Source organism: Empedobacter sp. R750 (assembly GCF_030324345.1).
GTDB classification, from domain to species: Bacteria; Bacteroidota; Bacteroidia; order Flavobacteriales; family Weeksellaceae; genus Empedobacter; species Empedobacter falsenii_C.
This window is the reverse complement of sequence record NZ_JACAGF010000017.1, coordinates 34,012-57,053: the sequence shown is the minus strand read 5'-3', so window position 1 is coordinate 57,053 and position 23,042 is coordinate 34,012. Positions and strand designations below refer to the sequence as shown.

The following is a 23,042-nucleotide window of genomic DNA, read 5'->3' as shown; positions in this document are numbered from 1 at the left end:
CTTATGCAACATACAAAATCTTTTGAGCCAAATACAAGTCAATTTGATGACATTTTCAAACACGCCATTTCCCCACGTCCTATTTGCTTTGCAAGTACGGTAGATAAAGATGGAAATGTGAATTTGAGTCCGTTTTCATTCTTCAATATGATGGGACAAAATCCACCTATTTGCGTGTTTTCTCCACTTCGAAAAATGAGAGATGGATCGACAAAACATACATTAGAAAACATTTGGGAACACCCAGAATGTGTGATTAATATTGTCAATTATAACATGGTTCAGCAACAATCGTTGGCAAGTGTGGAATATCCAAAAGGTGTAAATGAATTTGAGAAAGCAGGTTTTACAGAATTACCTTCAGAGTTGGTAAAACCGCCTCGTGTAGCAGAGTCTCCGATTCAATTTGAATGTAAAGTGCGTGAAGTAATTTCTGTTACAGATCAACCAGGTGCAGCTAATTTGGTGATTGCAGAAATTGTGCGCATGCATGTGCAAGAGGATTTATTAGATGAAAATGATAAAGTTTCGCCTTATGATTTGGATTTAGTTGCTCGCATGGGTGGTGATTATTATTGCCGAGTTATTCCGGAATCTATCTTCGAAGTCGAAAAACCTACGCGCACAATTGGTTTGGGAATAGATCAACTTCCTGATGAAGTGAAGCATTCTAATTATTTAACAGGCAATAATTTAGGTCAATTAGGGAATGTGGAAAAATTACCAACTAATGAAATGATTCGTAATTTCAAAGAACAATTGACGCAACGATTAGATATTAAGAAATTTAAATCTGCAGAGGTTCGTCATCAAGTTGCAGCAAAACTTTTGGAACAAGGAGATGTAAATGGTGCGTGGTATTGGTTGTTGATGAAAATTTAGACGATGAACAAAACTGCATTGGTTTTAGGAAGCTCAGGTTTAATTGGCTCTCTTCTCTTAGAAAAGTTATTCAATCATCCTGATTATGCTACTATTGTCGCAATTGTTCGAAAACCTCAACAAATCAATCACCCAAAGTTAATTGAAATCGTAACTGACTTTAATTCAGAAATTAATTTAGATGAAATTGAGCAGATTGATTCTATTTTTTCATGTTTGGGAACAACTCGAAAAAAGACGCCTGATTTAGATGCTTATCATAAAATTGAAGTCGATATTCCGAATCAGTTTGCAAAGCTTGGGAGTCAAAAAGGACTAACTAAGTTTCATTATATTTCGGCAGTTGGTGCAAATGCGAACTCGTCTAATTTTTATTTAAAAATGAAAGGCGAAGCCGAAGAAACTTTGCAAAAGAATACTATCAAACAATTGTTCTTGTATCGTCCATCTTTGTTAATTGGCAATCGAACGGAATATCGTTTAGCTGAGAATATCAGTGCAAAAGTTTTTCCTTTGATTAATATATTTTTACGAGGAAACTTATCTAAATATAAATCAATTGAAGCTGAAAAAGTTGCTCAATCACTTATTGAAAATGATTTGCATTCAACATCAAATAAAGTTTCAATTTTACATTACAACGAAATAATTAATTCGATAAATACAACACAATGATCATATTAGCCGTACTCCTACCTTGGTTATCATTCATTTTAAGAGGAAAAATAATACAAGGCGTTATTTGCTTAATCTTACAAATTACCTTAATTGGATGGTTGCCCGCAGCAATTTGGGCTGTTGCATCACTCCTTGATAGCCGAAATAAAGCAAGAATAAAAGAATTGAATAGATGATAAATCAATATAAAATAGCAAAAGATAACATTAACTTGTACGTCACTTTAGAAATTAATCCTTCTAAAAGGAGAAAATTCTTTTTGTTCTTTTGCATTTTATTGATGATTTCAATTCCGATTAGTTTAATCTCAATAATTGATTCGGAGCCGCAAAATTTCATTATTCCAATTTCTATAATCAGCTTCCTTATTTTCTATTTTATTATTCGATATTTTCTGTGGAATATTTATGGAAAAGAGAATATTATTATCAATAATAAGACAATTAGTTATAATCGAGATTTTGGTTTATATCAAACAAAATATTCTTCTAATAAGTATTCAAAATTAGATTTTGCAATTCAGAAAATTAAAAATGAAAATGATTTAGATGTTGGAGATTTAGTTTTCATTGATTATTTAGAAGATTCTCAATTACCAGAAGTTATTTTTCAGACTTCGATATTAATACCAATTGATGATTTAAAGAAAATACAACAAGAAATTGAATTGCATTTGTTTGATATTGATAAAGATAAATTAGCAGGGAATTATATTGTTTTCTCTCAGAATTGAAATAATTTTTAATAAAAAAGACAACTAATTAAGTTGTCTTTTTGCGTTATTTACGTTCATAATAATTTAAGATTTTATCTTCTTTCCCATCATTATTTTTATCACGATATTCTATCAACACCAGCGTATTTTCGTCTACTTTTTGATATTTATACACAGTTGTTGTTCTTGTACCATAAGTTAAACTAAATTCGTTATTATTTTCATTTACCGAATATTTGCCTTTAACAGGATCCAAATACGAAGAACAATCTTTACCTGTTGCATACATCGACACAAATTTTCCTTTTGCCATAAACTCTATCGAAGATTTCTTTGTACATTCATCAAAATCATATTTTTCTTCGTTCCCATCTCCAGTATCAACAAAATAATGCGTAGGATACCACTTTCCTATCAACCAAGATGTATCAAATTTCACCTGAACTGGTTTTGACACAGTATGATGCTGCTCGTTGGCAAAACTTAAAGGAGCAAACATAATAAAGTTTACAAGAAATAATAAGCAATTCTTTTTCATAATTATATTGGTTTTAATTGATTTATAAATATACCATGAAATTAGAAATTGGATAATAATTTATTTACGATTTAATCTAGTAAATTCAATAATTATAGTGAGTTTTTTGAACAATTTTCGGGATAATTTAGCAGTATCAAAATAGAAAAGTAGATGAAAAAAATAATGGTTCTAATGGTTTGTAGTCTTTTGGCTTCTTTTGGAAATGCACAAGAATATACAACTAACAATCTTATTATAAAACAAGGAAATAAAACATATACTATTAATGAAGCTGAGCAAACAATCACGCTTCGCCCTGAAGAGTTTAGTATTGAATACCTGAATAAACCTTATCAAGAGAAGAAAAATCTGTTTTATGCTGCACAAGCATTAGTGACTGATAGTTCGGCTGATGTTAATTTACAAGAAGGAACGAAAATAGAAAGTATTCAATATTTTGAAGCTGGAACTGGCTTTGCTGTAGAAAAAAACCAAGTTATATACTATCCGATTTTATCGTATGATGGGCATCAATATTTATACTATGTTTCAAATAAGGAAAAACGTGTGGATAAAATTGGAACTTCTGGAAATTGGGACATCTACAAATGGACATTAAAAGGTGTTTATCAATATGACGCTGAAATGGATTGGAATATTTACGACAACGATCAAGTACATATTGCTTTAATTATTGATCGAAATTTAGACGGAATTCTTCAAAAAGGTGAATTCTTCAACGTTCATATTAATTTTAAAAAATAACAATAACCTACCTCAATTTATATACAAACTAAAACAGTCTTCGGATTGTTTTAGTTTCTTCGATTCTACAAAAGACATTATATTAGCTTAAATAAAACCTCAACATCACAATATGTTAAAAAGTAATAGTGCTTTAAAAAATCTTTTTTTTCAACTTATAGTCATCATTTTATGCGCTATTAGTGGAATTGCTAATGCACAAGAAGTACTTATTAATTTTGAAAATCAATATAATAAAACAGCTCCAAATTCTGTAGAACGATACGAAATAACAGGAAAATATGCGCAAGCTTTATTGTTTAATAACCAAAAAGAAAAAGCTTTCGCTGTTTTGAAACAAAATATTGCGAGCGCCGAAAAACTGAGTGATGGAAAATATGCTGCCTATTTGCATGCGGTTTCTGCGATGAATAATCGAATTGATGATAATTTGAATGCAACAAACTATAATTTGCAAAAAGCAATTTATTACAGCGGACGCACAACTGATTATTCAACAAAAGGATATGTAAAATATTGCGAAGGTTGGTTGAATTTAAGAAACAATGAAGAAGCAAAAGCTGTAAAAAACTTTATAGACGGGCTTAAATTTCTGGACAAAGCACCTGTTACGCCAACTGTTCTTACGCGAATGAGTTCTATTTATAATGAATTGACTGGAATTTATTCGAGATGGGACGATTACGAATTACAAGAAAAATACAGCAAACTTGCTTTAGAAGTAGCCCTTAAACAAAATAATCCTAATTTAATTTTTACTTCTTATATGTCGATTGGATACATGTATGAGCAAAAATTTATGCAAAATGAGAAGAATATTTTTGTGCGAGATTTGGCTGAAAAATATTATTCTAATGCAATTGATACGTATTATAAAAACAAAAATGAAATGGCTACAGCAACAGATTTGTCGTTTGTTGCCATCAATTTAGCGAATTTATATCTTCAATATTATCCAAAAACTTACCAAGGAAAAGTTATCAAATATGCGTATTTAGCCAAAGAAATTGCTGAACAAAATCATCAAGCGGATCACGTTGCTGCTGCCAATGGTATTTTGGCGGAGTTATCTTTGCAAAATAATGAAGTTTCTACTGCAAAAAACTATTTACTCAATTCGCTTATCAAAGTCAATGAAAACACCGTTCCAGACAAAAATATTCTGCTTTCGCTGTATTTGAGTTTATCTGATATTGAAGATCGCGAAGGAAATTACAAAGAAGCCTTGCGTTATTATAAATTGTACACTTCTACTTACAAAGAAGTCTATGATAACGAGCAAGCGCAGATCAGCAAACGTTTGGAAGCTCAGTTTGATAAAGAACGTCAACAACAACAAATGATTCGTTTGCAATTAGAAGCCGAGAAAAAAGAACAACAAATTCAACTAATGCATTCGTTAGGAATTCAACAAGAACAAGAATTAGAAAATTCTAGATTAAGTGAAGAATTTCAACGTAAACAATTAAAATTAACTCGATTAGAATCTGATAAGCGTTCTCAAGAATTAACTATTTCTGAACAAAATTTAAGGCTTTCTAAACTCGAAAATAAAAATAGAAAAGATGAATTGGTTAATTATATCACCGAACTTAATTTCAAGAATAAATTAAACAAATATTACATTTTCTCTATCATCTTCTTTATTGCTTTACTTGGATTATTGCTTTATGCTTTAAAACAACGTAACAAACATCTAAAGCAACGCGAAGAATTATACAAGTTGGAAATAGAACAAGAACGTCAAAATTCTAAAATCTCTACGTTAACGGCTCTTCTTGATGGCGAAGAACAAGAACGCGCACGACTTGCACGCGATTTACACGATGGTTTGGGCGGTTTACTTTCTGGAACAAAAATTCAGCTTACTCATTTAAACGATAAGATTGACGATCATTCTAAAAAGGACATGGCAAAATCTATTCAACAATTAGATGGAGCTGTTGATGAATTACGCCGTGTAGCTCATAATTTAATGCCTGATTTGTTATTGAAATATGGTTTGGAAGAAGCCCTAAAAGAATATGCAATCCGAATGTCGAATGAACAATTGGATATTGATGTTCAATTTTTGAGCTATACGAATTCGCTTGACAAAGAGCATCAATTATTGGTCTATCGTATTATTCAAGAATTAGTAAATAATGCCATTAAACATGCACATTCGACACAAATTATCATTCAATTTGTTGAAGATGAAAACAATTATTCTGTCACTGTAGAAGATGACGGGAAAGGTTTTGATATGAATAATACAAAACTAACGCAATCAGCAGGTTTACATAATATTCAATCGCGTGTCCAATTTTTGAAAGGACAATTAAATATACATTCAGAAATCGATTTAGGAACAAGTATAGAGTTCCAATTTCCTAAAATATAACTTATGATAAAAATAGCAATCACAGACGACCATCCCTTATTATTAGAAGGTTTACGAAATATTTTGAGTAATCAGCCAAACTTACAAGTAGTTGATTGTTATGCTTCGTCTCAACAATTACAAGAAGCCTTAAAAACCACAGAAATTGATATTCTTTTGTTAGATATCAATTTATCGGATACCAATAGTATTGAATTGATTAAACCTTTCAAGAAAAAATATCCTGAAATGCACATTATTATGTTGAGCGTGCACAATGAATACGCTGTGATTAATAGTTGTTTGGAAGAAGGTGCTTCTGGCTATATTCAGAAAAACGCTTCTGTTGACGAAATATTAGAAGGGATTAATTCTATTTTTGATGGAAAAAAATTTCTTTGTTCACAAACCAAAAATGTGATGAATAAGAAAGAAAAAGATGGTTTGAATACGATTCCGAAATTGACACGTCGCGAAAAAGAGGTTTTAATTGAAGCTGCGCAAGGATTAACAACACAACAAATTGCAGATAAATTATTCATCAGTACACATACAGTTGACAGCCATCGTAAGAATTTGATTGAAAAATTTAAAACATCAAATTTAAGTTCAGCAATCACATCAGCCATAGAATATGGATTGATTTCAAAACCTTAAAAAAATACCTATAAATAGGGATATTTTAATTCTAAAATTTTTATCAATTTTGAAAAAGAAATAACAACCTATATTTCAACCAACTAAACAACCCAAAATAAGATTACTAACCAATTCTTATTACCTTAACTACATCTATTGAAAAATCGCTTAGTTCTCTACTTAAGCGATTTTTTTTATATTATCTTAAATACTTAATAAAAAAGTATATAATTTAAAACTTAAAAAAAACGGAAGAATAATATTATTCTTCCGTTTTTTTATGACTAACATTATTCTTTTTAATGTCCTCCTTCAGATTCAATCTCATCTATATTAATTCCTTGTTTCTTTAAAAATCCTTTGACCATTACTGCAAAAGATATTAAATAAATAAAACAAATTAATGGAATAACATATGAATTATGAATTCCTATAATATCAGATAATTTTCCTTGTATAGGAGGAATAATACCTCCTCCTAAAATCATCATTACTAAAAATGCAGAACCTTGTGCTGTATATTTACCTAAACCTACAATAGATAAACTAAAAATTGCGGGCCACATGATAGAACAAGCTAAACCTCCAGCTAAAAATGCATAAATGGCAACAATACCTGTCGAAAGTAAACCAATTGTCATTGCGATCGCTCCAAAGATTGCGAAAATAAGTAATGTACGAGCTGGTTTATCTTTAGATAAGAAAAATGCTGCAATTTGTAAGGCTATACATATGATATAAAAATATAAATGTGACATATCAAATCCAGCTATAGTATTAACACCTATAACAATTGAAAAAGCAATAACCGGAACAATGATTAATAGGAATTGTTTTTTGGATTTAGTCAAATTAAATGCGCTTATAGCTCCTGCCCATCTACCAATCATCATACTTCCCCAATACATCGTTACATATGGAGTTATTTGTGATGAGCTAAGACTTCCAAATTCTTTTAGTGTCAACAATTCTCCTAGATTAGAACCTATAGCTACTTCAACACCTACATATAAAAACAATGCTAACATTCCTAGAATTAATTGAGGATATTTCATAGCTCCCCATCCTTCCGACTTTTTCTTTGCGCTGAAATAGGCATACAATAATCCAATTATAACAACTGATAAAGCTCCAAAAAGCCAAGCCATTCTTTTTAATTCTAAAGGATTTTTTAACGTAACTACTTCTGCTTTATAACTATCTATTAATGTTATGTTTGTCGTATTATTAATTAAGTTATTTAATTCTTCAATTCTTAAAGCTTCGACACTCTTATAACTTAAAAATACTGGAACAAACATGATTAATAGTAAAATTGTCATTACAATTAACATTGTTAATGCTTTGTTTGATTTCTCCATTGGTTCATTATTTATTCCTGCTGGAACTTTCTTAGAAAAGAAGAAAATTGCCGCAGCAATAACAAATAATAAACCTACTCCTATATATAGATATTCTACCTTTGTTAATGGTAAGCTCTTAATTACATCGTCTGACACATGATCAAAAGTACCAAACAATGCAAAACCAATTACTAATGGACCAATTGTAGTTCCAAAAGAATTTATTCCACCTCCCAAGTTAATTCGAGAAGTTCCTGTTTTAGGATCACCTAATAAAACTGCAAATGGATTTGCAGCAGTTTGCTGCAATGAGAATCCTAAAGCAACAATAAATAATCCCATTAGCATCCCAATATAAATATTTACTTGAACTGCAATTATCATAGCCCCAGCTCCTAATGCAGAAAATAAAAGTCCATAAACTATACTTTTTTTATACCCCCATCTTCCTACTAAATCCTTTCCTTTAACAACACTCAATATATATAATAAAAGCGCACCAATATAATAGGCTGTATAAAAAGCAAAATCGATTAATTGAGATTGAAATTGATCTAATTCAAAGTAATTTTTACAAAATGGAATAAAAATATTATTACCCGCTGCTATAAAACCCCAGAAAAAAAATACAATTATCAGCGTATAAAGTGCTGGATAATTAGTTTTTTGTGTTTGACTCATGTGTTTTGATATAATTATTAATAATGTTTGATGATTAGCTTTTTAAAAAGCTTATAAATATAGTTTATTTCTATTCTAAAAAACAAATATGATTTCATTTTATGTTAATGATAATTATAAATCATTTATATATTTCTGTAAGTAAATGGTATAAGTTTTTTTTATTACTAATAATTTTCAAACAACTACATTCGTCATCTCTTGTAAAGAAATTTTTATAGTGTTTTATGTACATTATTAAAAAACTTTTTAATACTTTTACAAAACATCATCTCGATGTATTTTTTTAAATACAAAATGTAATCGATTACATTAATTTTAATAAATAACAATTATGATAAATTCTGAATTTAGGTATGCACATCACCCTAATGATGTTAAAAAATATACAACTGAAGAACTAAGAGAACATTTTTTAATTCCTGATATATTTATAGAAGATCAGGTGAAATTAGTGTATTCGATGTATGACCGCTTGATTGTTGGTGGAATTTATCCAGCTAATCATGCGCTAACATTAGAACCTACAACAGATCTTAAAGCAGAATTTTTCTTAGAGAGAAGAGAATTAGGTATTATAAATGTTGGTGGAAAAGGAAAAATAACTGTTGATGGAACTTCTTATGAATTGAATAATAAAGAAGCTCTTTATATTGGTAAAGGGAATAAAGAAATCGTTTTTGATAAACTAAATAACGAACAACCTTTGTTTTATATCAACTCTGCTCCAGCTCATCACTCTTTTCCAACTAAAAAAATAACAAAAAACGAAGCTGAAATTGTTGAGTTAGGCGACTCTAAATACGCGAATAAAAGAACAATCAATAAACTTATTGTAAATAGTGTTTTAGAAACTTGCCAATTACAAATGGGTATGACCGAATTACATCCTGGTAGTGTATGGAATACAATGCCGGCTCATACACATGAAAGACGAATGGAAGCTTATTTCTATTTTGATTTAGAAAAAGGGCAATCAATTAGCCATTTTATGGGACAACCAAATGAAACGCGTCACATTTTCTTACAAAACAATCAAGCTGTTATTTCGCCAGAATGGTCTATTCACTCGGGTGTAGGTACTTCAAATTATACTTTTATTTGGGGTATGGCTGGCGAAAATATGGATTATGGTGATATGGATGGTGTAAATACGGATGAATTAAAATAATAGAATTATGAATTTATTTGATTTATCAGGAAAAGTAGCTTTAATCACTGGCGGTACACACGGTTTAGGATTAGCAATGGCAGATGGATTGGCGCAAGCTGGTGCTGAATTAGTTATTACAAGCACAACTCCATCAAAACTTGAGGAAGCCTTACAATATTATAAAAACAAAGGATTTACGGCATCAGGATATATTTTTGATGTAACTGATCAACTGAAAGCAAAAGAACAAGTTGAGTTAATCGAAAAAAATCATGGTCAAATTGATATTCTTGTCAACAATGCTGGAATTATCAAACGAGTTCTTGCGGTAGATATGGATGTCGAAGATTTCAGAAAAGTTATCGATGTCGATTTAGTTGGTCCTTTCATTATGTCACAATTGGTTGCAAAAGGAATGATTGAGCGTAAAGCTGGAAAAATAATTAATATTTGTTCGATGATGAGCGAATTGGGACGAGACAATGTTTCTGCCTACGCTTCGGCAAAAGGTGGATTGAAAATGTTAACGCGCAATTTAGCGACAGAATGGGCAAAACACAATATTCAAGTTAACGGAATCGGACCTGGTTATTTTGCAACTTCTCAAACAGAACCTATTCGTGTGGATGGAAATCCTTTCAACGAATTTATTATCAATCGAACGCCGACTGGTCGTTGGGGAAATCCCGAAGATTTAGCTGGCACAGCGGTTTTCTTAGCTTCGGAAGCAAGTAATTTTGTTAATGGACAAATTATTTATGTCGATGGAGGAATTTTAGCAACAATAGGTAAACCATCAAACGAGTAAAATTTAAATACTATATGAAATCATTTATTACTGATACATTTTTATTACAAAATAAATATGCCGAGGAATTGTATTTCAACTATGCTGAAAAACTTCCTATTATAGATTATCACAATCATTTATCGCCAAAAGACATTGCAGAAAATAGAGTTTTTGAAAATATTTCGAAAGTTTGGATAGCTGGAGATCATTACAAATGGCGTGCAATGCGAACGTTGGGAATTAATGAAAATTGTATCACGGGAAATGCGTCTGATTTAGAAAAATTTGAAGCTTGGGCGAAAACTGTTCCTCATACACTTCGAAATCCTTTATTTCATTGGACTCATCTAGAATTAAAACGATATTTTGGAATCGATGAATTATTGAACGAAAATAACGCAAAAGAAATTTTCGAAAATACTTCGGCTCAATTACAACAAGCAGATAAATCTTGTCAAGGTTTATTAAGCTTAGTAAATGCTGAAACGGTTTGTACGACAGAAGATCCGACAGATACGTTAGAATATCACAAAACGCTGAATGAAAGTAATTTCAAGACAAAAGTTAGTACAGCTTTTCGACCAGATAAAGCAATTCTGATTGAAAATGAAGATTACAATTCATATATTAATAAACTTTCTGAAGTAGTTGGTTTCGAAATTAATTCGTTCCAAAACTTGAAAGATGCGTTATATAATCGAATTGAAACATTTAATGCAATCGGTTGCAAAATATGTGATCATGGTTTAAATAATATTTCTTACGAAGAATTTACTGATAATGAAATCAATACAATTTTCGAATCAAAAAGAAATAATCAACCGTTAAATCATACTCAAATAGAGCAATTCAAAACTGCCCTACTTCTATTTTTAGGAGAAACGTATCATCAATTTGGATGGATTCAACAATATCATTTAGGCGCACTTCGCAATAATAATGCTCGTATGCATCGTGTTTTAGGGCCTGATACAGGTTGGGATTCTATCGGAGATTTTAAACAAGCAGCCAATCTTTCTAAATTCTTAAATAGACTAGATGGAAATGATAAATTGACAAAAACAATCATCTATAATTTGAATCCAGCTGATAACGAAATTTTCGCAACAATGATTGGGAATTTCAATGATGGAAGCGTAAAAGGAAAAGTACAATTTGGTTCAAGTTGGTGGTTTTTAGATCAAAAAGATGGTATCATCAAACAACTAAATGCCTTATCTAATATGGGGTTAATAAGTTGTTTTATTGGAATGTTAACAGATTCAAGAAGTTTCTTATCTTTCCCTAGGCATGAGTATTTCAGACGAGTTATTTGTAATTTATTCGGAGAAGAAATGGCAAATGGAGAATTACCAAATGATATTGAATTAGTTGGAAAAACAATATCAGATATCTGTTATTACAATGCAAAAGAATATTTTGATTTTTAGATTTATTTATGAGCAATAATATTTTGACTTTTGGAGAAGTTTTAATGAGAATTTCTCCATCAAATCATAAAACTTTGCAACAAAGTAAAGAAGTAGAATTCTTTTTTGGTGGAACAGAAATGAATGTTGCAGCTTCTTTGTCAACTTTTGGTTGTAAAACGCAGCACATCTCAAATGTTTCGAATGATTTTGTTGGAGATACAGCTATTTCTTACATGAAAAGCTTAGGAATTGATGTTTCATTTATCACAAAAAATGAGCATCCACTTGGATTATATTTTTTAGAAGTTGGTTCTGATGTTAGACCAAGTCGTATTGCTTACAATCGATTAAATGGTTCTTTTTCAAACATAAAACCAGAAGAAGTTGATTGGAATAAAGCCTTAGAAAACTGTAACTTTTTCCATTGGACAGGAATTACACCTGGAATTTCAGAATCTGCTTACGAAACGTTGAAACAAGGTTTACAATTCGCTTATTCCAAAGGTATTCATATCACAACTGATCCTGCTTACAGAAGTAATTTATGGAATTACGGTAAAAAAGGACAAGATATTTTGAAAGAATTAATCGGATATTCAACCATTTTTATTGGTGGAGTCAATGAAATCAATGAAATTTTAGAAACAAATTTCTCTACGGATAAAAATGGATTTATTGAGGCTTCTAAAACATTGATGAAAGAAATTCCATCAATTCAAAAAGTGTTTGATAAAGTTAGAATTGGAATTAATGCAAGCTCGCAAGCAACACAAGGTAGAGCTTGGATTAATAATGAATATTTAGAAACAGAAGAAATTCAAATCAACCATGTCGTTGATAGAATTGGAACTGGCGATGCTTTTGCTGCAGGTTTGATTTATGGTTTGATTAATCACGATGATCAATTTGCTTTAAACTTTGCAAATGCCGCTTGCGCAATGAAACATACCATTTTAGGAGATACAAATTTAGCTTCTGTTGATGATATTTTAGAGTTAGTTAATGGGAATTTTGGAGGAAGAATAAAAAGATAAAAATGGCACGATTTACAAGAATAGAAGTCGCTTTAAAAGCAAAAGAAACTGGAATTGTTCCTGTTTTTTACCATCAAGACATCGAAATTTCTAAAAAAATAATAAAAGCTTGTTACAATGGTGGCGCAAGATTATTTGAATTTACAAACAGAGGCGATTTTGCGCACGAAGTTTTTGCTGAATTAAATAAATATGCTGCAAAAGAATTACCAGAATTAATCTTAGGAATAGGTTCTGTTTTAGACGCACCAACTGCTGCATTATATCTACAATTAGGAGCAAATTTTATTGTTGCACCTTCTTTAAATCCTGAAGTAGCAAAAGTTTGTAACCGAAGAAAAGTAGCTTGGATGCCTGGTTGTGGTTCTGTTTCGGAAATATCTTTAGCAGAAGAATTAGGAGCTGAAATCATCAAAATATTTCCAGCAAGCCAAGTTGGAGGGCCAAATTTTATAAAAGCTGTAAATGGACCAATGCCTTGGACGGATATTATGCCAAGCGGAGGTGTTATGCCTACAAAAGAAAGCATCGCAAGTTGGATAAATGCTGGCGCTTATTGTGTTGGAATTGGATCACAATTGTTTACAAAAAATTCATCGAATGAATATGATTACTCTCAAATAGAAAGAACAGTTGGAGAATCAATACAAATCTATAAAGAATTAAAAAATATATGATTTAAAGGAAGAAGTCAAAATAATAAATCACAAAAACACACTAAATGAAGAACGAAACTTCCATTAAACCAATTAGTTTTAGATGGACTATTTGCAGTTTACTATTTGTTGCCACAACCATAAATTACTTAGATCGTCAAGTTTTATCATTAACTTGGAAAGATTACTTAGTTCCAGAATTTCACTGGAATAATAATGATTACGGAAATATTACCGCTCTTTTTTCAATATTTTATGCTGTAAGTATGTTATTTGCGGGCCGATTTATTGATAAAATGGGAACTAAAAAAGGTTTCTTATATGCTATTGCAATTTGGTCGATTGGTGCTTGTTTACACGCTTTTTGCGGAATTGCAACCGCAGGATTTATTACAAATAACTGGCTTGTTGGATTTGCTGGAGCAAAAGAAATCTTAGAAAAAGTAAGTGACACTTCATTAATTATTTCAACAAGTGTTAGCTTATTTATTTTTGCTCGATTAATTTTAGCAATCGGCGAAGCAGGTAATTTCCCTGGAGCAATCAAAGCTACAGCCGAATATTTCCCGAAAAAAGACCGTGCGTTTGCTACAAGTATTTTCAATGCTGGTGCTACTGTTGGTGCGTTAGCTGCTCCTCTTACAATTCCATTTATTGCAAAATCGATGGGTTGGGAAATGGCTTTTATCATCATCGGAGCATTAGGATTTATTTGGATGGGGTTTTGGATTTATTTGTACCAAGAACCACACAAACATCCAAAGGTTAATAGTGCTGAGTTAGAATATATTCAACAAGACATAGAAGAAAATACAGGAGTATCTACAGAAGGTAGAAAACTAACTTTTTCTGAATGTTTTAAATACAAACAAACATGGGCTTTTATCTTCGGAAAATTTATGACAGACGGTGTTTGGTGGTTCTATCTTTTCTGGACTCCAGCCTACTTAAGCTCAGTATACAAGATGGATAGCACACAAAGTGCCTTACCTTTATTTGTACTTTACATCATCACATTACTTTCAATTATTGGAGGATGGTTACCAAAATATTTTGTAGATAAATTAAACATGAATCCATATTCAGGAAGAATGCGCGCAATGTTAATTTTTGCTTTCTTTCCATTATTGGCATTATTAGCTCAACCTCTTGGTGCAACCTCTTTTTGGATTCCTGTAATTATCATCGGTATTGCTGGAGCAGCACATCAAGCTTGGTCTGCAAATATTTTCTCTACTGTTGGAGACATGTTTCCTAAAAGCGCTATTGCTACAATAGTTGGAATCGGTGGTATGGCTGGTGGAATTGGTTCTTTTTTGATCAACAAATCATCAGGAGTTTTGTTTGATTATTCGCACAAAAACTGGACAACTATCGATGGCACACCATTATTAGAAAAATATCCTCAATACATTAACGAAAGATTACCAGAAAATTTACTTTCAGATTTAGAAAAATCGGGAGCAATTATAGTTGATGGAATCAATAAAGGTTATATGATCATTTTTACAATTTGTGGAGTTGCATATTTAACAGCATGGATTGTCATGAAAATATTAGTACCAAAATACAAAGTGATTAAATAATCAATTTAAATTCAATAACTTGAAAACAAAATTAAATAAAAAACTATATCATCAAGAAAATGAACTTCCTATAAAAATTATTCAATTTGGAGGTGGAAATTTTATGCGCGCTTTTACAGACTATGTAATCGATAAACTGAATAAAGATGCCAATTTTAATGCAGGAATCGCAAACATAAAAGTTACGCCTTCTGGAAGTTCATTTCATACTTTTGAAGAACAAGATAATCTGTACACTTTATTTATTAGAGGGATTAAAAAAGGTGAATTGATTGATGAAAATCGTGTTATTTCTGCGATTCAGAAATCGATTAATCCTTATAAAGAATATCAAGATTTTTTGAAATTAGCAAAAGAAGACCAATTGGAATTTGTTTTTTCTAACACAACAGAATCTGGAATTGTATTTGATCCTTCAGAAGATAAATTAGAAAATGCGCCACACGAAAATTTTCCTGCAAAATTAACCGCGTTCTTATATGAAAGATATCTTTATTTTAATGGAGATTCTGACAAAGGTTTAACTATTATTCCATGTGAATTAATTGAGAATAACGCCATTATTCTGAAAGATTATATTTTAGAATATGCTAAATTATGGAACTTAGAAAATGATTTTATTACTTGGATTAACACTTCAAATAACTTTCATAATACATTAGTAGACAGAATTGTACCTGGATTTCCAAAAGATGATTTAGAAAACTACACAAATCAGTTAAACTATGAAGATGAATTGATTGTTGTTTCAGAGGCGTTCTTATTTTGGGCAATTGAAGGTGATGAAAAATTAGAAGAAAAGATTCCTTTTAGTAAAGCAAATGAACAGATTTTGCTTGTCGAAAATATAGCGCCATATCGTACTTCTAAAGTCAGAATTTTGAACGGCGCTCACACTTCAATGGTTCCTTTTTCTATCATGTTAGGAATAGAAACTGTTCGTTATGCAATCGATAACAAAGTAGCTGGAGGTTTTATTAAAAATATTATTTATAATGAAATTATTCCTATCCTTGATTTACCAGAAGAACAGTTAAAAGAATATACAGAAGATGTTTTAGACCGATTTAGAAATCCTTTTATCAAGCACTATTTATCGAGTATTGCGTTAAATTCAATTTCTAAATTCAAAGTTCGTGTTTTACCTAGTTTATTAGATTATGTGGAGAAATTCAATCAAATTCCGAAAGGAATTACATTTTCTTTGGCTTGTTTAATTCGTTTTTACAAAGGTGATTGGAACAATGAAAAATTACCTGTGAATGATGACGAAGCGATTATAAATGAGTTCAGAAATATTTGGGAAAACAATGATTATCAACAAATAAGTCATTCTGTTTTGAAAAATATAAATTTTTGGGAACAAGATTTGACAAAGGTTAATCAATTAGAGAATGAAGTTGAAAAAGCTCTTCGACTGATTGATGAATATGGGATTGAAAAATCTTATGAAATGTATAGCAACCAAACGATTTAAGAGAGAAAAATGCAGAAAAAAGCTATAAAAGTTAATCCAACGGATAATGTAATTGTTGCATTAGTTGACCTAAAAGCAAATGAAATTGTGGTCGTTGATAATGCTGAATATCAAATTCAGAAAGATACAAATGCGAAACACAAATTTGCTGCAATAGATTTTGTAGAAAATGATACGATTACAATGTATGGTATTACTGTCGGAAAAGCCGTTTGCAACATAAAAAAAGGTGAAGTTATTACGACTGAAAATGTAAAACATCAAAGTTCAAAAGTTGAAAAGAAAACGGCTACAACGTCATGGACTGCTCCAAATATCGATAAATGGAAAGACAAAACATTTATGGGGTATCACAGAGAAGACGGACAAGTTGGAACGGAAAATATTTGGTTGTTTTTTCCTTTGGTTTTTTGCGAAAATAGAAATGTCGAAATTTTGAAAGATGTTTTCGAAAAAGAATTATTATTCGAAAAACCATCTAAACATCAATTACTTTTACGTTCGTTAATTCAGAATTCTGATGAAAATGAGCAAGAAACAGATGAAGAAGATACAAGAGTTTTCAAAAATATTGATGTTAAATTCGTTACACATCAAGGTGGTTGTGGCGGAATTCGACAAGATGCTGAGGCTTTGGGAAGATTGCTTGCTGGTTACGTAAACAATCCTAATGTCGCTGGCGCAACAGTTTTGAGCCTTGGTTGCCAGAATTTACAAGTTGATATTTTTAAAGAAGCTTTGCATAAAATCAATCCTGATAGTCAAAAAACTATTATCGTTTATGAGCAACAAAAATCTGGAACGGTTGATAATATGTTGAACGGAATTATTAAAGATTCGTTCGAAGCAATCAAAAAAGCCAATGAAATTGAACGTAAACCAGCTCCATTATCTAAATTAGTTTTAGGTTTAGAATGTGGAGGATCAGATGGTTTTTCTGGTATTTCTGCTAATCCAACCTTAGGCTATTTATCAGATATTATGGCTGCAATTGGAGGCGCAACAATTTTGTCCGAATTCCCTGAATTATGCGGAGTTGAACAAGAATTAATCAACCGTTGTGTGAACGAAAAAGATGCCGAAAGGTTTTTACAATTAATGAAAGATTTCGAAGATTCTGTTGTCGCCGCGGGTTCTGGATTTGACATGAATCCTTCTCCTGGAAATATAAAAGATGGATTAATAACAGATGCGATGAAATCTGCTGGTGCAGCTAAAAAAGGCGGCTCCTCTCCTATTCAAGATGTGTTAGATTATACAGAATATATCAAAAAAACAGGATTAAATTTGTTATGTACTCCGGGAAATGATGTTGAATGTACAACTGCTTTGGTCGGAACTGGATCTAATATTGTCTTGTTCACCACAGGTTTAGGAACGCCTACCGGAAATCCTGTTGCCCCTGTTGTAAAAATTTCTTCGAACACAGCGTTACAAGAAAAAATGCCTGATATTATTGATTTTAACACAGGAGAAATCATCACAGGAAATAAAACAATTGAAGAAACCGCTGACGAACTTTTAGAATTTATCATAAAAGTTGCTAGCGGTGAAGTCAAAGTAAAAGCTAAAATTTTAAATCAAAACGATTTTATCCCTTGGAAAAGAGGTGTTTCATTATAACCTATTTTCTTTTCGAAGATTTTCGAATATGAATTTGAGGATTTAAAACAACCTTTTTTTCTATGCTTATCCCTGAAAAATTTTCGTTCATATATTCCAGAAATACTTGAGCGGAAATTTTTCCCATTATATCTGGTGTCTGATCAACACTACTAATAGGCAATTCCATATATTGTGTAAATGGTTCATTACTAAAACCTATTATTGCAACATCTTCTGGAATGCTAATATTTTTCTTTTTCAATTGTTGACAAGCACCCAATGCTGCATAATCACTGGCTGAGAAAATTCCATCTGGTGGCGAAGACAAACTCCACAATTTTTTTATTGCTTCAACTCCATCTTCTATCGAACTTTTAATTGGAAAAACATATTCTTCTTTAAAAGTTAACTTATTATCTTTCAACGCATCAATATAACCATTGTAACGATTCTGATAAATCTCCAAACGTAAATCTCCAGATAAATGACAAATTCTTCGACAACCTTGTTTAATCAAATGTTCGGTTGCTAAGTATCCACCTTTATAATCATCAATTGTCACAGTACTAATTCCCGCAATATCCTTTTTACGGTCAAAAAATATGATGGGAGTTTTTGATTCTTTTGCAGCTTCTATATGCGAAATATCTTCCGTCGTTTTAGAAACAGACATAAAAATACCATCAACCTGTGCATTTAATAATGTATTTAATTGTTTTCTTTCTAAATCTACATCTTCGTGACTTTGGCAAATAATAACATGGTAACCATGTGGAGACAACTCCTCTTCTATCCCACGAATTAGAGATGAGAAAAAATTTGTATTAATATAAGGAACAATAATTCCAATATTATTTGTCTTTCCACTTTTTAGAGCCTGCGCTAAAGTATTTTGTTTATAATTAAGTTCTTTAGCAGCTTTCATAACCAACTCTTTCGTTTTCTGACTAATTTTAGGATGATCATTTAAAGCCCTCGAAACGGTAGCTGCACTAATATTCAATTTTTCAGAAATATCATATATTGTAGCACTTTTTTTCATAATAAGGTAAAATTCAAGTTCGTTATCAAGATTTGCAGTAAATATAAATTAAATCTCAATAGTATTATATAGTAATGTATAAATTACAATGGTTCTAAAACTATTTAAAAGCGTTCAAAACGCATTTGTAATCGATTACAAATTTAAATATTTAAAAGTCTAAAATCAAAGAATTAGAAAAAACTAACACAAATTTATACATTCTTTAAAAAGTCATCTCTTGATTATTGCATACTCAATCATTATATATGATAATTTATATTATATATGATTTTGATTATCAACAATTAACAAAAGTTAAAATATTTTTTTTATAAATTTTAAAGTTTATATATTTTTTTAAAAAAATAGTTATATTTTAGTGTTCTCTGTACACCTTTAAATTTATTATTGCAATCGATTACATTGTATTGCAACTTAATAATTGACACAGTTTGAAAAGAAACACAAAACCATACATATGAGGATATCAAAAATTAAATTATTCACGCTTTTGCTTCTACCAATCGCGAGTTTTGCGCAGGAAGAAATAAAAGTTTCCGGAACAGTTAAATCATCTATTGATAATTCTCCACTAAATGGAGTAGATATTTATGTAGATGGAACCACATACGAAACAATTACGGATGAAAATGGATTTTATGAAATTGTTGTTCCAGATAATTCGACTTTAACCATTACCTATGATGGCTATGAAATACAGACTATTCCTGTTAATAAAAAAGGAATAATCGATATAAAACTGAAAGATCTTGTTGCAACAGAACAACAAAATCTAAATGAAGTTGTTGTAATTGGATATACAACTGTAACACGTGATGAATTAACAGGTTCTGTGGCAAGTGTAAATGCTGATCAAATAAAAGATATGGCGGTAAACTCAGCTGCCGAAGCGATACAAGGTCGATTGGCTGGTGTACAAGTTAGTATGTCCGAAGGTGCGCCAGGAGCAGATATTACTATTAAAGTTCGTGGAGGTACATCGATTACACAAGATAACAGTCCTCTGTATATCGTAGATGGAATACAAGTAGAAAACGCTTTATCTATTTTATCTCCACAAGAGATTGCAAGTATTGATGTTCTGAAAGATGCTGCTTCTACAGCTATTTATGGAGCTCGAGGTGCAAATGGTGTTGTGCTTATTACTACAAAAAGTGGTTTCAATATGCCTACACAAGTTACTTATTCTAATTATACTGGATTTAGAGAAATTCAGAATAAATTAGAAGTAATGACTCCATATGAATTTGTACGTTATCAGTATGAATTGTATAATATTAATAATGATGAACAATTAGCAAATTCTTTCAGAAAAAGATATGGGGATTTTAGCGATATTGACATCTATAAAAGTATGGAAGCGAGAGATTGGCAAGAAGAAGTTTTTGGAAGAAAAGCTTTTTCTCAAAATCATAGCGTTTCGATTGTTGGAGGAAATAAATCGACTGATTATAGCTTAAATTTAAATCACATTAACGAAGATGGAATTATGCTAAATTCTGGTTATAAAAGAAATTTAGCAAACTTCAAATTAAATCATAAAATCAGCGACAAAGTAAAAACTGGCGTTAGTTTTAGATATAGTAAAGATAAAATCATGGGAGCTGGTACTTCAAATACAGGTTCTCAATCAAATAACAGACTTCGTAATTCAGTGAGATATCAACCTTTTGCTGCTCCAGGAAACGAGTCATACGTAGACTTCTTCGATCCAGATTATTACGCGCAAACAAACCTTACAAGTCCTGTTTTGTTAGCGAATAATGAAGTAAGAGAAGACGAAAGACAAAACCTTTTGATGAATGGTTATTTGTCTTGGCAAATTGTTAAAGGATTAACCTTCAAATCTGTTTTTGGTTATGTACAAACAGATCGTAATGACAATAGCTTTTATGGGAATATCACAAGTGTCGCAATGGCAAACGCTAATCTTCCTGTGGTTGATCTACGCGCAAGTCAAACAAGAAGAATCTCTAATTCAAATACATTACAATATTCACCGAAATTAGGTTCTAATCATAAATTAGATGTGATGATTGGACAAGAAATTGTAAAAACAGACGGAGAAACATCAAGAACATATATCAAATGGTTACCAAAAAATATTTTGGCTCATCAAGCATTTTCTAATTTACAAAGTGCGGTTCCTCCAGCAGGAATGGTTCAAGATCCAGTTTCGACATCAGTAAATGTAGATCGATTGGCTTCGTTTTTTGGGCAAGTTAATTATTCGTTCAATAAAAAATATATGTTAACGCTTTCTGTCAGAACAGACGGATCGAGTGTTTTCTCTCCTGATAATCGCTATGCTACCTTCCCTTCTGCTTCATTTGCTTGGAATGTTGCAAGAGAAAATTTCTTAAAAGATTCTTCTTGGATTGACGAATTAAAATTACGTCTAAGCTATGGTACTTCGGGTAATAACCGTATCGAGCCATTCTTATATTCAACATTCTTTAGTAGTTCAAGTAACTGGGGATATTCATTTGATAATGCTGTAGTTCCAGGTTTAGCGCCTAATGAAAGGTTGGCAAATTCGGGTGCGAAATGGGAAAAAACAATTTCTAAAAATATTGGTTTAGATTATACTTTATTCAATAAACGTGTTTATGGTAGTATCGATGCTTATATAACAAATACAAAAGACTTATTATTATTAGCTAAAATACCTCAAACAGGCGGATACGAATACCAATATCAAAACTCTGGTGAAACGGAAAACAAAGGAATTGAATTTACAATAGGTGCTGATATTGCGAAATCTAAAAACTTTAAATGGAATGTAAACTTCAATATTTCTCATAATCAAAATGTTATCAAATCTTTAGGTAAAGATGTAACTGGTGATGGTCTACAATATTATTATCAATCATCTGGATGGGTAAATAATTTGCAAGATTTCAAAGTTGAAGTTGGTAAACCTATTGGACAATTCTATGGTTATGTAACAGATGGATGGTACAAAGTGAGCGATTTCGATTATAACGCTTCAACTCAAAAATATACATTAAAAGCTGGTGTTGCAAGTAATTCTGCTGCTGCATTAGGTTCAAAAGATGTCAGACCTGGAGATTTAAAATTGAAAGATTTAAATAACGATGGAATAATTGATGACAATGATAAAACAGTGTTAGGAAATGCTCAACCAAAATTCTATGGTGGATTTAATCAACAATTTCAATGGAAAAACATCGATCTAAGTATGTTCTTCACTTATTCTGTTGGAAATAAAGTTTACAATGCCAATAAAATTGAATTTACAACACAATATTTATACCGCGACAATAATATGTTAAAAGCTGTTGCTGGAGCTTGGAGAAATTTTGACGACAACGGAAATCGAGTAACAGATCCTACACAATTAGAAGCTTTAAACGCAAATGCTACATTTTGGTCACCTCCTTCTGGAAACTATATTTTACATTCTTATGCCATCGAAGATGGATCTTATTTAAGATTAAGCAATGTTACAGTTGGGTATTCTTTACCAGAAGATATGTTAGCAAAAACGAAATTTATTAGCAAAGTAAGAATCTACGCAACAATCAATAATTTATTTACAATTACTGGTTATTCAGGTTATGATCCTGAAGCAAATACAAGACGTACAAGTCCTTTAACTCCTGGAGTTGATTATGCTGCCTATCCACGAAGCAGATTTTTCTTAACAGGTATTAATGTTACTTTCTAATCTCAAAA

The 23,042-nt window shown here is 31.2% G+C and carries 19 protein-coding genes; 16 read left to right on the top strand and 3 right to left on the bottom strand.

Annotation, left to right across the window (positions count from 1 at the left end):
• The first annotated feature begins 3 nt into the window (after positions 1-3).
• From HXZ74_RS14630 to HXZ74_RS14615, 4 genes are read left to right on the top strand one after another with little or no spacing between them, the layout of a single operon-like run.
• Positions 4-882 carry a flavin reductase family protein gene (locus HXZ74_RS14630; protein WP_038330496.1) on the top strand — a complete coding sequence of 293 codons (879 nt, stop codon included), beginning with the start codon at positions 4-6 and terminating at the stop codon, positions 880-882.
• A gap of 3 nt (positions 883-885) precedes the next feature.
• Positions 886-1,557 carry an NAD(P)H-binding protein gene (locus HXZ74_RS14625; RefSeq protein ID WP_115000417.1) on the top strand — a complete coding sequence of 224 codons (672 nt, stop codon included), beginning with the start codon at positions 886-888 and terminating at the stop codon, positions 1,555-1,557.
• Positions 1,554-1,736 (top strand): YqaE/Pmp3 family membrane protein, encoded by a 183-nt coding sequence (locus HXZ74_RS14620; protein ID WP_038330492.1) that lies wholly within the window; start codon positions 1,554-1,556, stop codon positions 1,734-1,736. Before HXZ74_RS14625 ends, HXZ74_RS14620 begins: the two co-directional genes overlap by 4 nt.
• Positions 1,733-2,293 carry a hypothetical protein gene (locus tag HXZ74_RS14615; RefSeq protein WP_147279990.1) on the top strand — a complete coding sequence of 187 codons (561 nt, stop codon included), beginning with the start codon at positions 1,733-1,735 and terminating at the stop codon, positions 2,291-2,293. The genes HXZ74_RS14620 and HXZ74_RS14615 overlap by 4 nt, the downstream gene beginning before the upstream one ends.
• Positions 2,294-2,339: 46 nt before the next feature.
• Here the strand turns inward: HXZ74_RS14615 and HXZ74_RS14610 are convergent, their stop codons facing one another.
• Positions 2,340-2,813 carry a lipocalin-like domain-containing protein gene (locus HXZ74_RS14610; RefSeq protein ID WP_115000418.1) on the bottom strand — a complete coding sequence of 158 codons (474 nt, stop codon included), beginning with the start codon at positions 2,811-2,813 and terminating at the stop codon, positions 2,340-2,342.
• A gap of 153 nt (positions 2,814-2,966) precedes the next feature.
• On the opposite strand from HXZ74_RS14610, the gene HXZ74_RS14605 reads away from it, so the two are divergent.
• From HXZ74_RS14605 to HXZ74_RS14595, 3 genes are all read left to right on the top strand, one after another.
• The gene (locus tag HXZ74_RS14605) at positions 2,967-3,560 is read left to right on the top strand and encodes a hypothetical protein (RefSeq protein WP_286476051.1); all 594 of its coding nucleotides are present in this window, start codon (positions 2,967-2,969) and stop codon (positions 3,558-3,560) included.
• 112 nt (positions 3,561-3,672) lie between these two features.
• Positions 3,673-5,943 carry an ATP-binding protein gene (locus HXZ74_RS14600; protein ID WP_286476049.1) on the top strand — a complete coding sequence of 757 codons (2,271 nt, stop codon included), beginning with the start codon at positions 3,673-3,675 and terminating at the stop codon, positions 5,941-5,943.
• 3 nt (positions 5,944-5,946) lie between these two features.
• Positions 5,947-6,579, top strand: coding sequence for a response regulator transcription factor (locus HXZ74_RS14595; protein WP_280061540.1), 633 nt, complete (start codon positions 5,947-5,949; stop codon positions 6,577-6,579).
• Between the two features lie 281 nt (positions 6,580-6,860).
• Here the strand turns inward: HXZ74_RS14595 and HXZ74_RS14590 are convergent, their stop codons facing one another.
• Positions 6,861-8,585, bottom strand: coding sequence for an MFS transporter (locus tag HXZ74_RS14590; protein WP_038330483.1), 1,725 nt, complete (start codon positions 8,583-8,585; stop codon positions 6,861-6,863).
• Between the two features lie 334 nt (positions 8,586-8,919).
• Here HXZ74_RS14590 and kduI point away from each other — a divergent pair, with 334 nt between their 5' ends.
• From kduI to HXZ74_RS14550, 8 genes are read left to right on the top strand one after another with little or no spacing between them, the layout of a single operon-like run.
• Entirely contained in the window at positions 8,920-9,756 is an 837-nt protein-coding gene (gene kduI / locus HXZ74_RS14585; RefSeq protein ID WP_280061541.1) for a 5-dehydro-4-deoxy-D-glucuronate isomerase, read from the top strand.
• Positions 9,757-9,763: 7 nt separating this feature from the next.
• The gene (locus HXZ74_RS14580) at positions 9,764-10,546 is read left to right on the top strand and encodes a gluconate 5-dehydrogenase (RefSeq protein WP_286476048.1); all 783 of its coding nucleotides are present in this window, start codon (positions 9,764-9,766) and stop codon (positions 10,544-10,546) included.
• Positions 10,547-10,560: 14 nt separating this feature from the next.
• Entirely contained in the window at positions 10,561-11,958 is a 1,398-nt protein-coding gene (gene uxaC, locus HXZ74_RS14575; RefSeq protein WP_286476046.1) for a glucuronate isomerase, read from the top strand.
• Between the two features lie 8 nt (positions 11,959-11,966).
• Positions 11,967-12,974, top strand: coding sequence for a sugar kinase (locus tag HXZ74_RS14570; RefSeq protein WP_286476045.1), 1,008 nt, complete (start codon positions 11,967-11,969; stop codon positions 12,972-12,974).
• A gap of 2 nt (positions 12,975-12,976) precedes the next feature.
• Complete coding sequence (locus tag HXZ74_RS14565) at positions 12,977-13,651, top strand: bifunctional 4-hydroxy-2-oxoglutarate aldolase/2-dehydro-3-deoxy-phosphogluconate aldolase (protein ID WP_038330475.1); 675 nt, start codon at positions 12,977-12,979, stop codon at positions 13,649-13,651.
• Positions 13,652-13,695: 44 nt separating this feature from the next.
• The gene (locus HXZ74_RS14560; protein WP_286476043.1) at positions 13,696-15,216 is read left to right on the top strand and encodes an MFS transporter; all 1,521 of its coding nucleotides are present in this window, start codon (positions 13,696-13,698) and stop codon (positions 15,214-15,216) included.
• 19 nt (positions 15,217-15,235) lie between these two features.
• Entirely contained in the window at positions 15,236-16,693 is a 1,458-nt protein-coding gene (locus HXZ74_RS14555) for a tagaturonate reductase (RefSeq protein WP_286476041.1), read from the top strand.
• 9 nt (positions 16,694-16,702) lie between these two features.
• Positions 16,703-18,316, top strand: coding sequence for a UxaA family hydrolase (locus HXZ74_RS14550; RefSeq protein ID WP_286476039.1), 1,614 nt, complete (start codon positions 16,703-16,705; stop codon positions 18,314-18,316).
• Between the two features lies 1 nt (position 18,317).
• On the opposite strand, the gene HXZ74_RS14545 is transcribed toward HXZ74_RS14550, so the two are convergent.
• Positions 18,318-19,340 (bottom strand): LacI family DNA-binding transcriptional regulator, encoded by a 1,023-nt coding sequence (locus tag HXZ74_RS14545; RefSeq protein ID WP_286476038.1) that lies wholly within the window; start codon positions 19,338-19,340, stop codon positions 18,318-18,320.
• A 460-nt stretch (positions 19,341-19,800) separates the two neighbouring features.
• Between HXZ74_RS14545 and HXZ74_RS14540 the strand changes: the two genes are divergently transcribed.
• Positions 19,801-23,034, top strand: a complete 3,234-nt coding sequence (locus tag HXZ74_RS14540; protein WP_286476036.1) for a SusC/RagA family TonB-linked outer membrane protein — start codon at positions 19,801-19,803, stop codon at positions 23,032-23,034.
• The last annotated feature ends 8 nt before the right edge of the window (positions 23,035-23,042 follow it).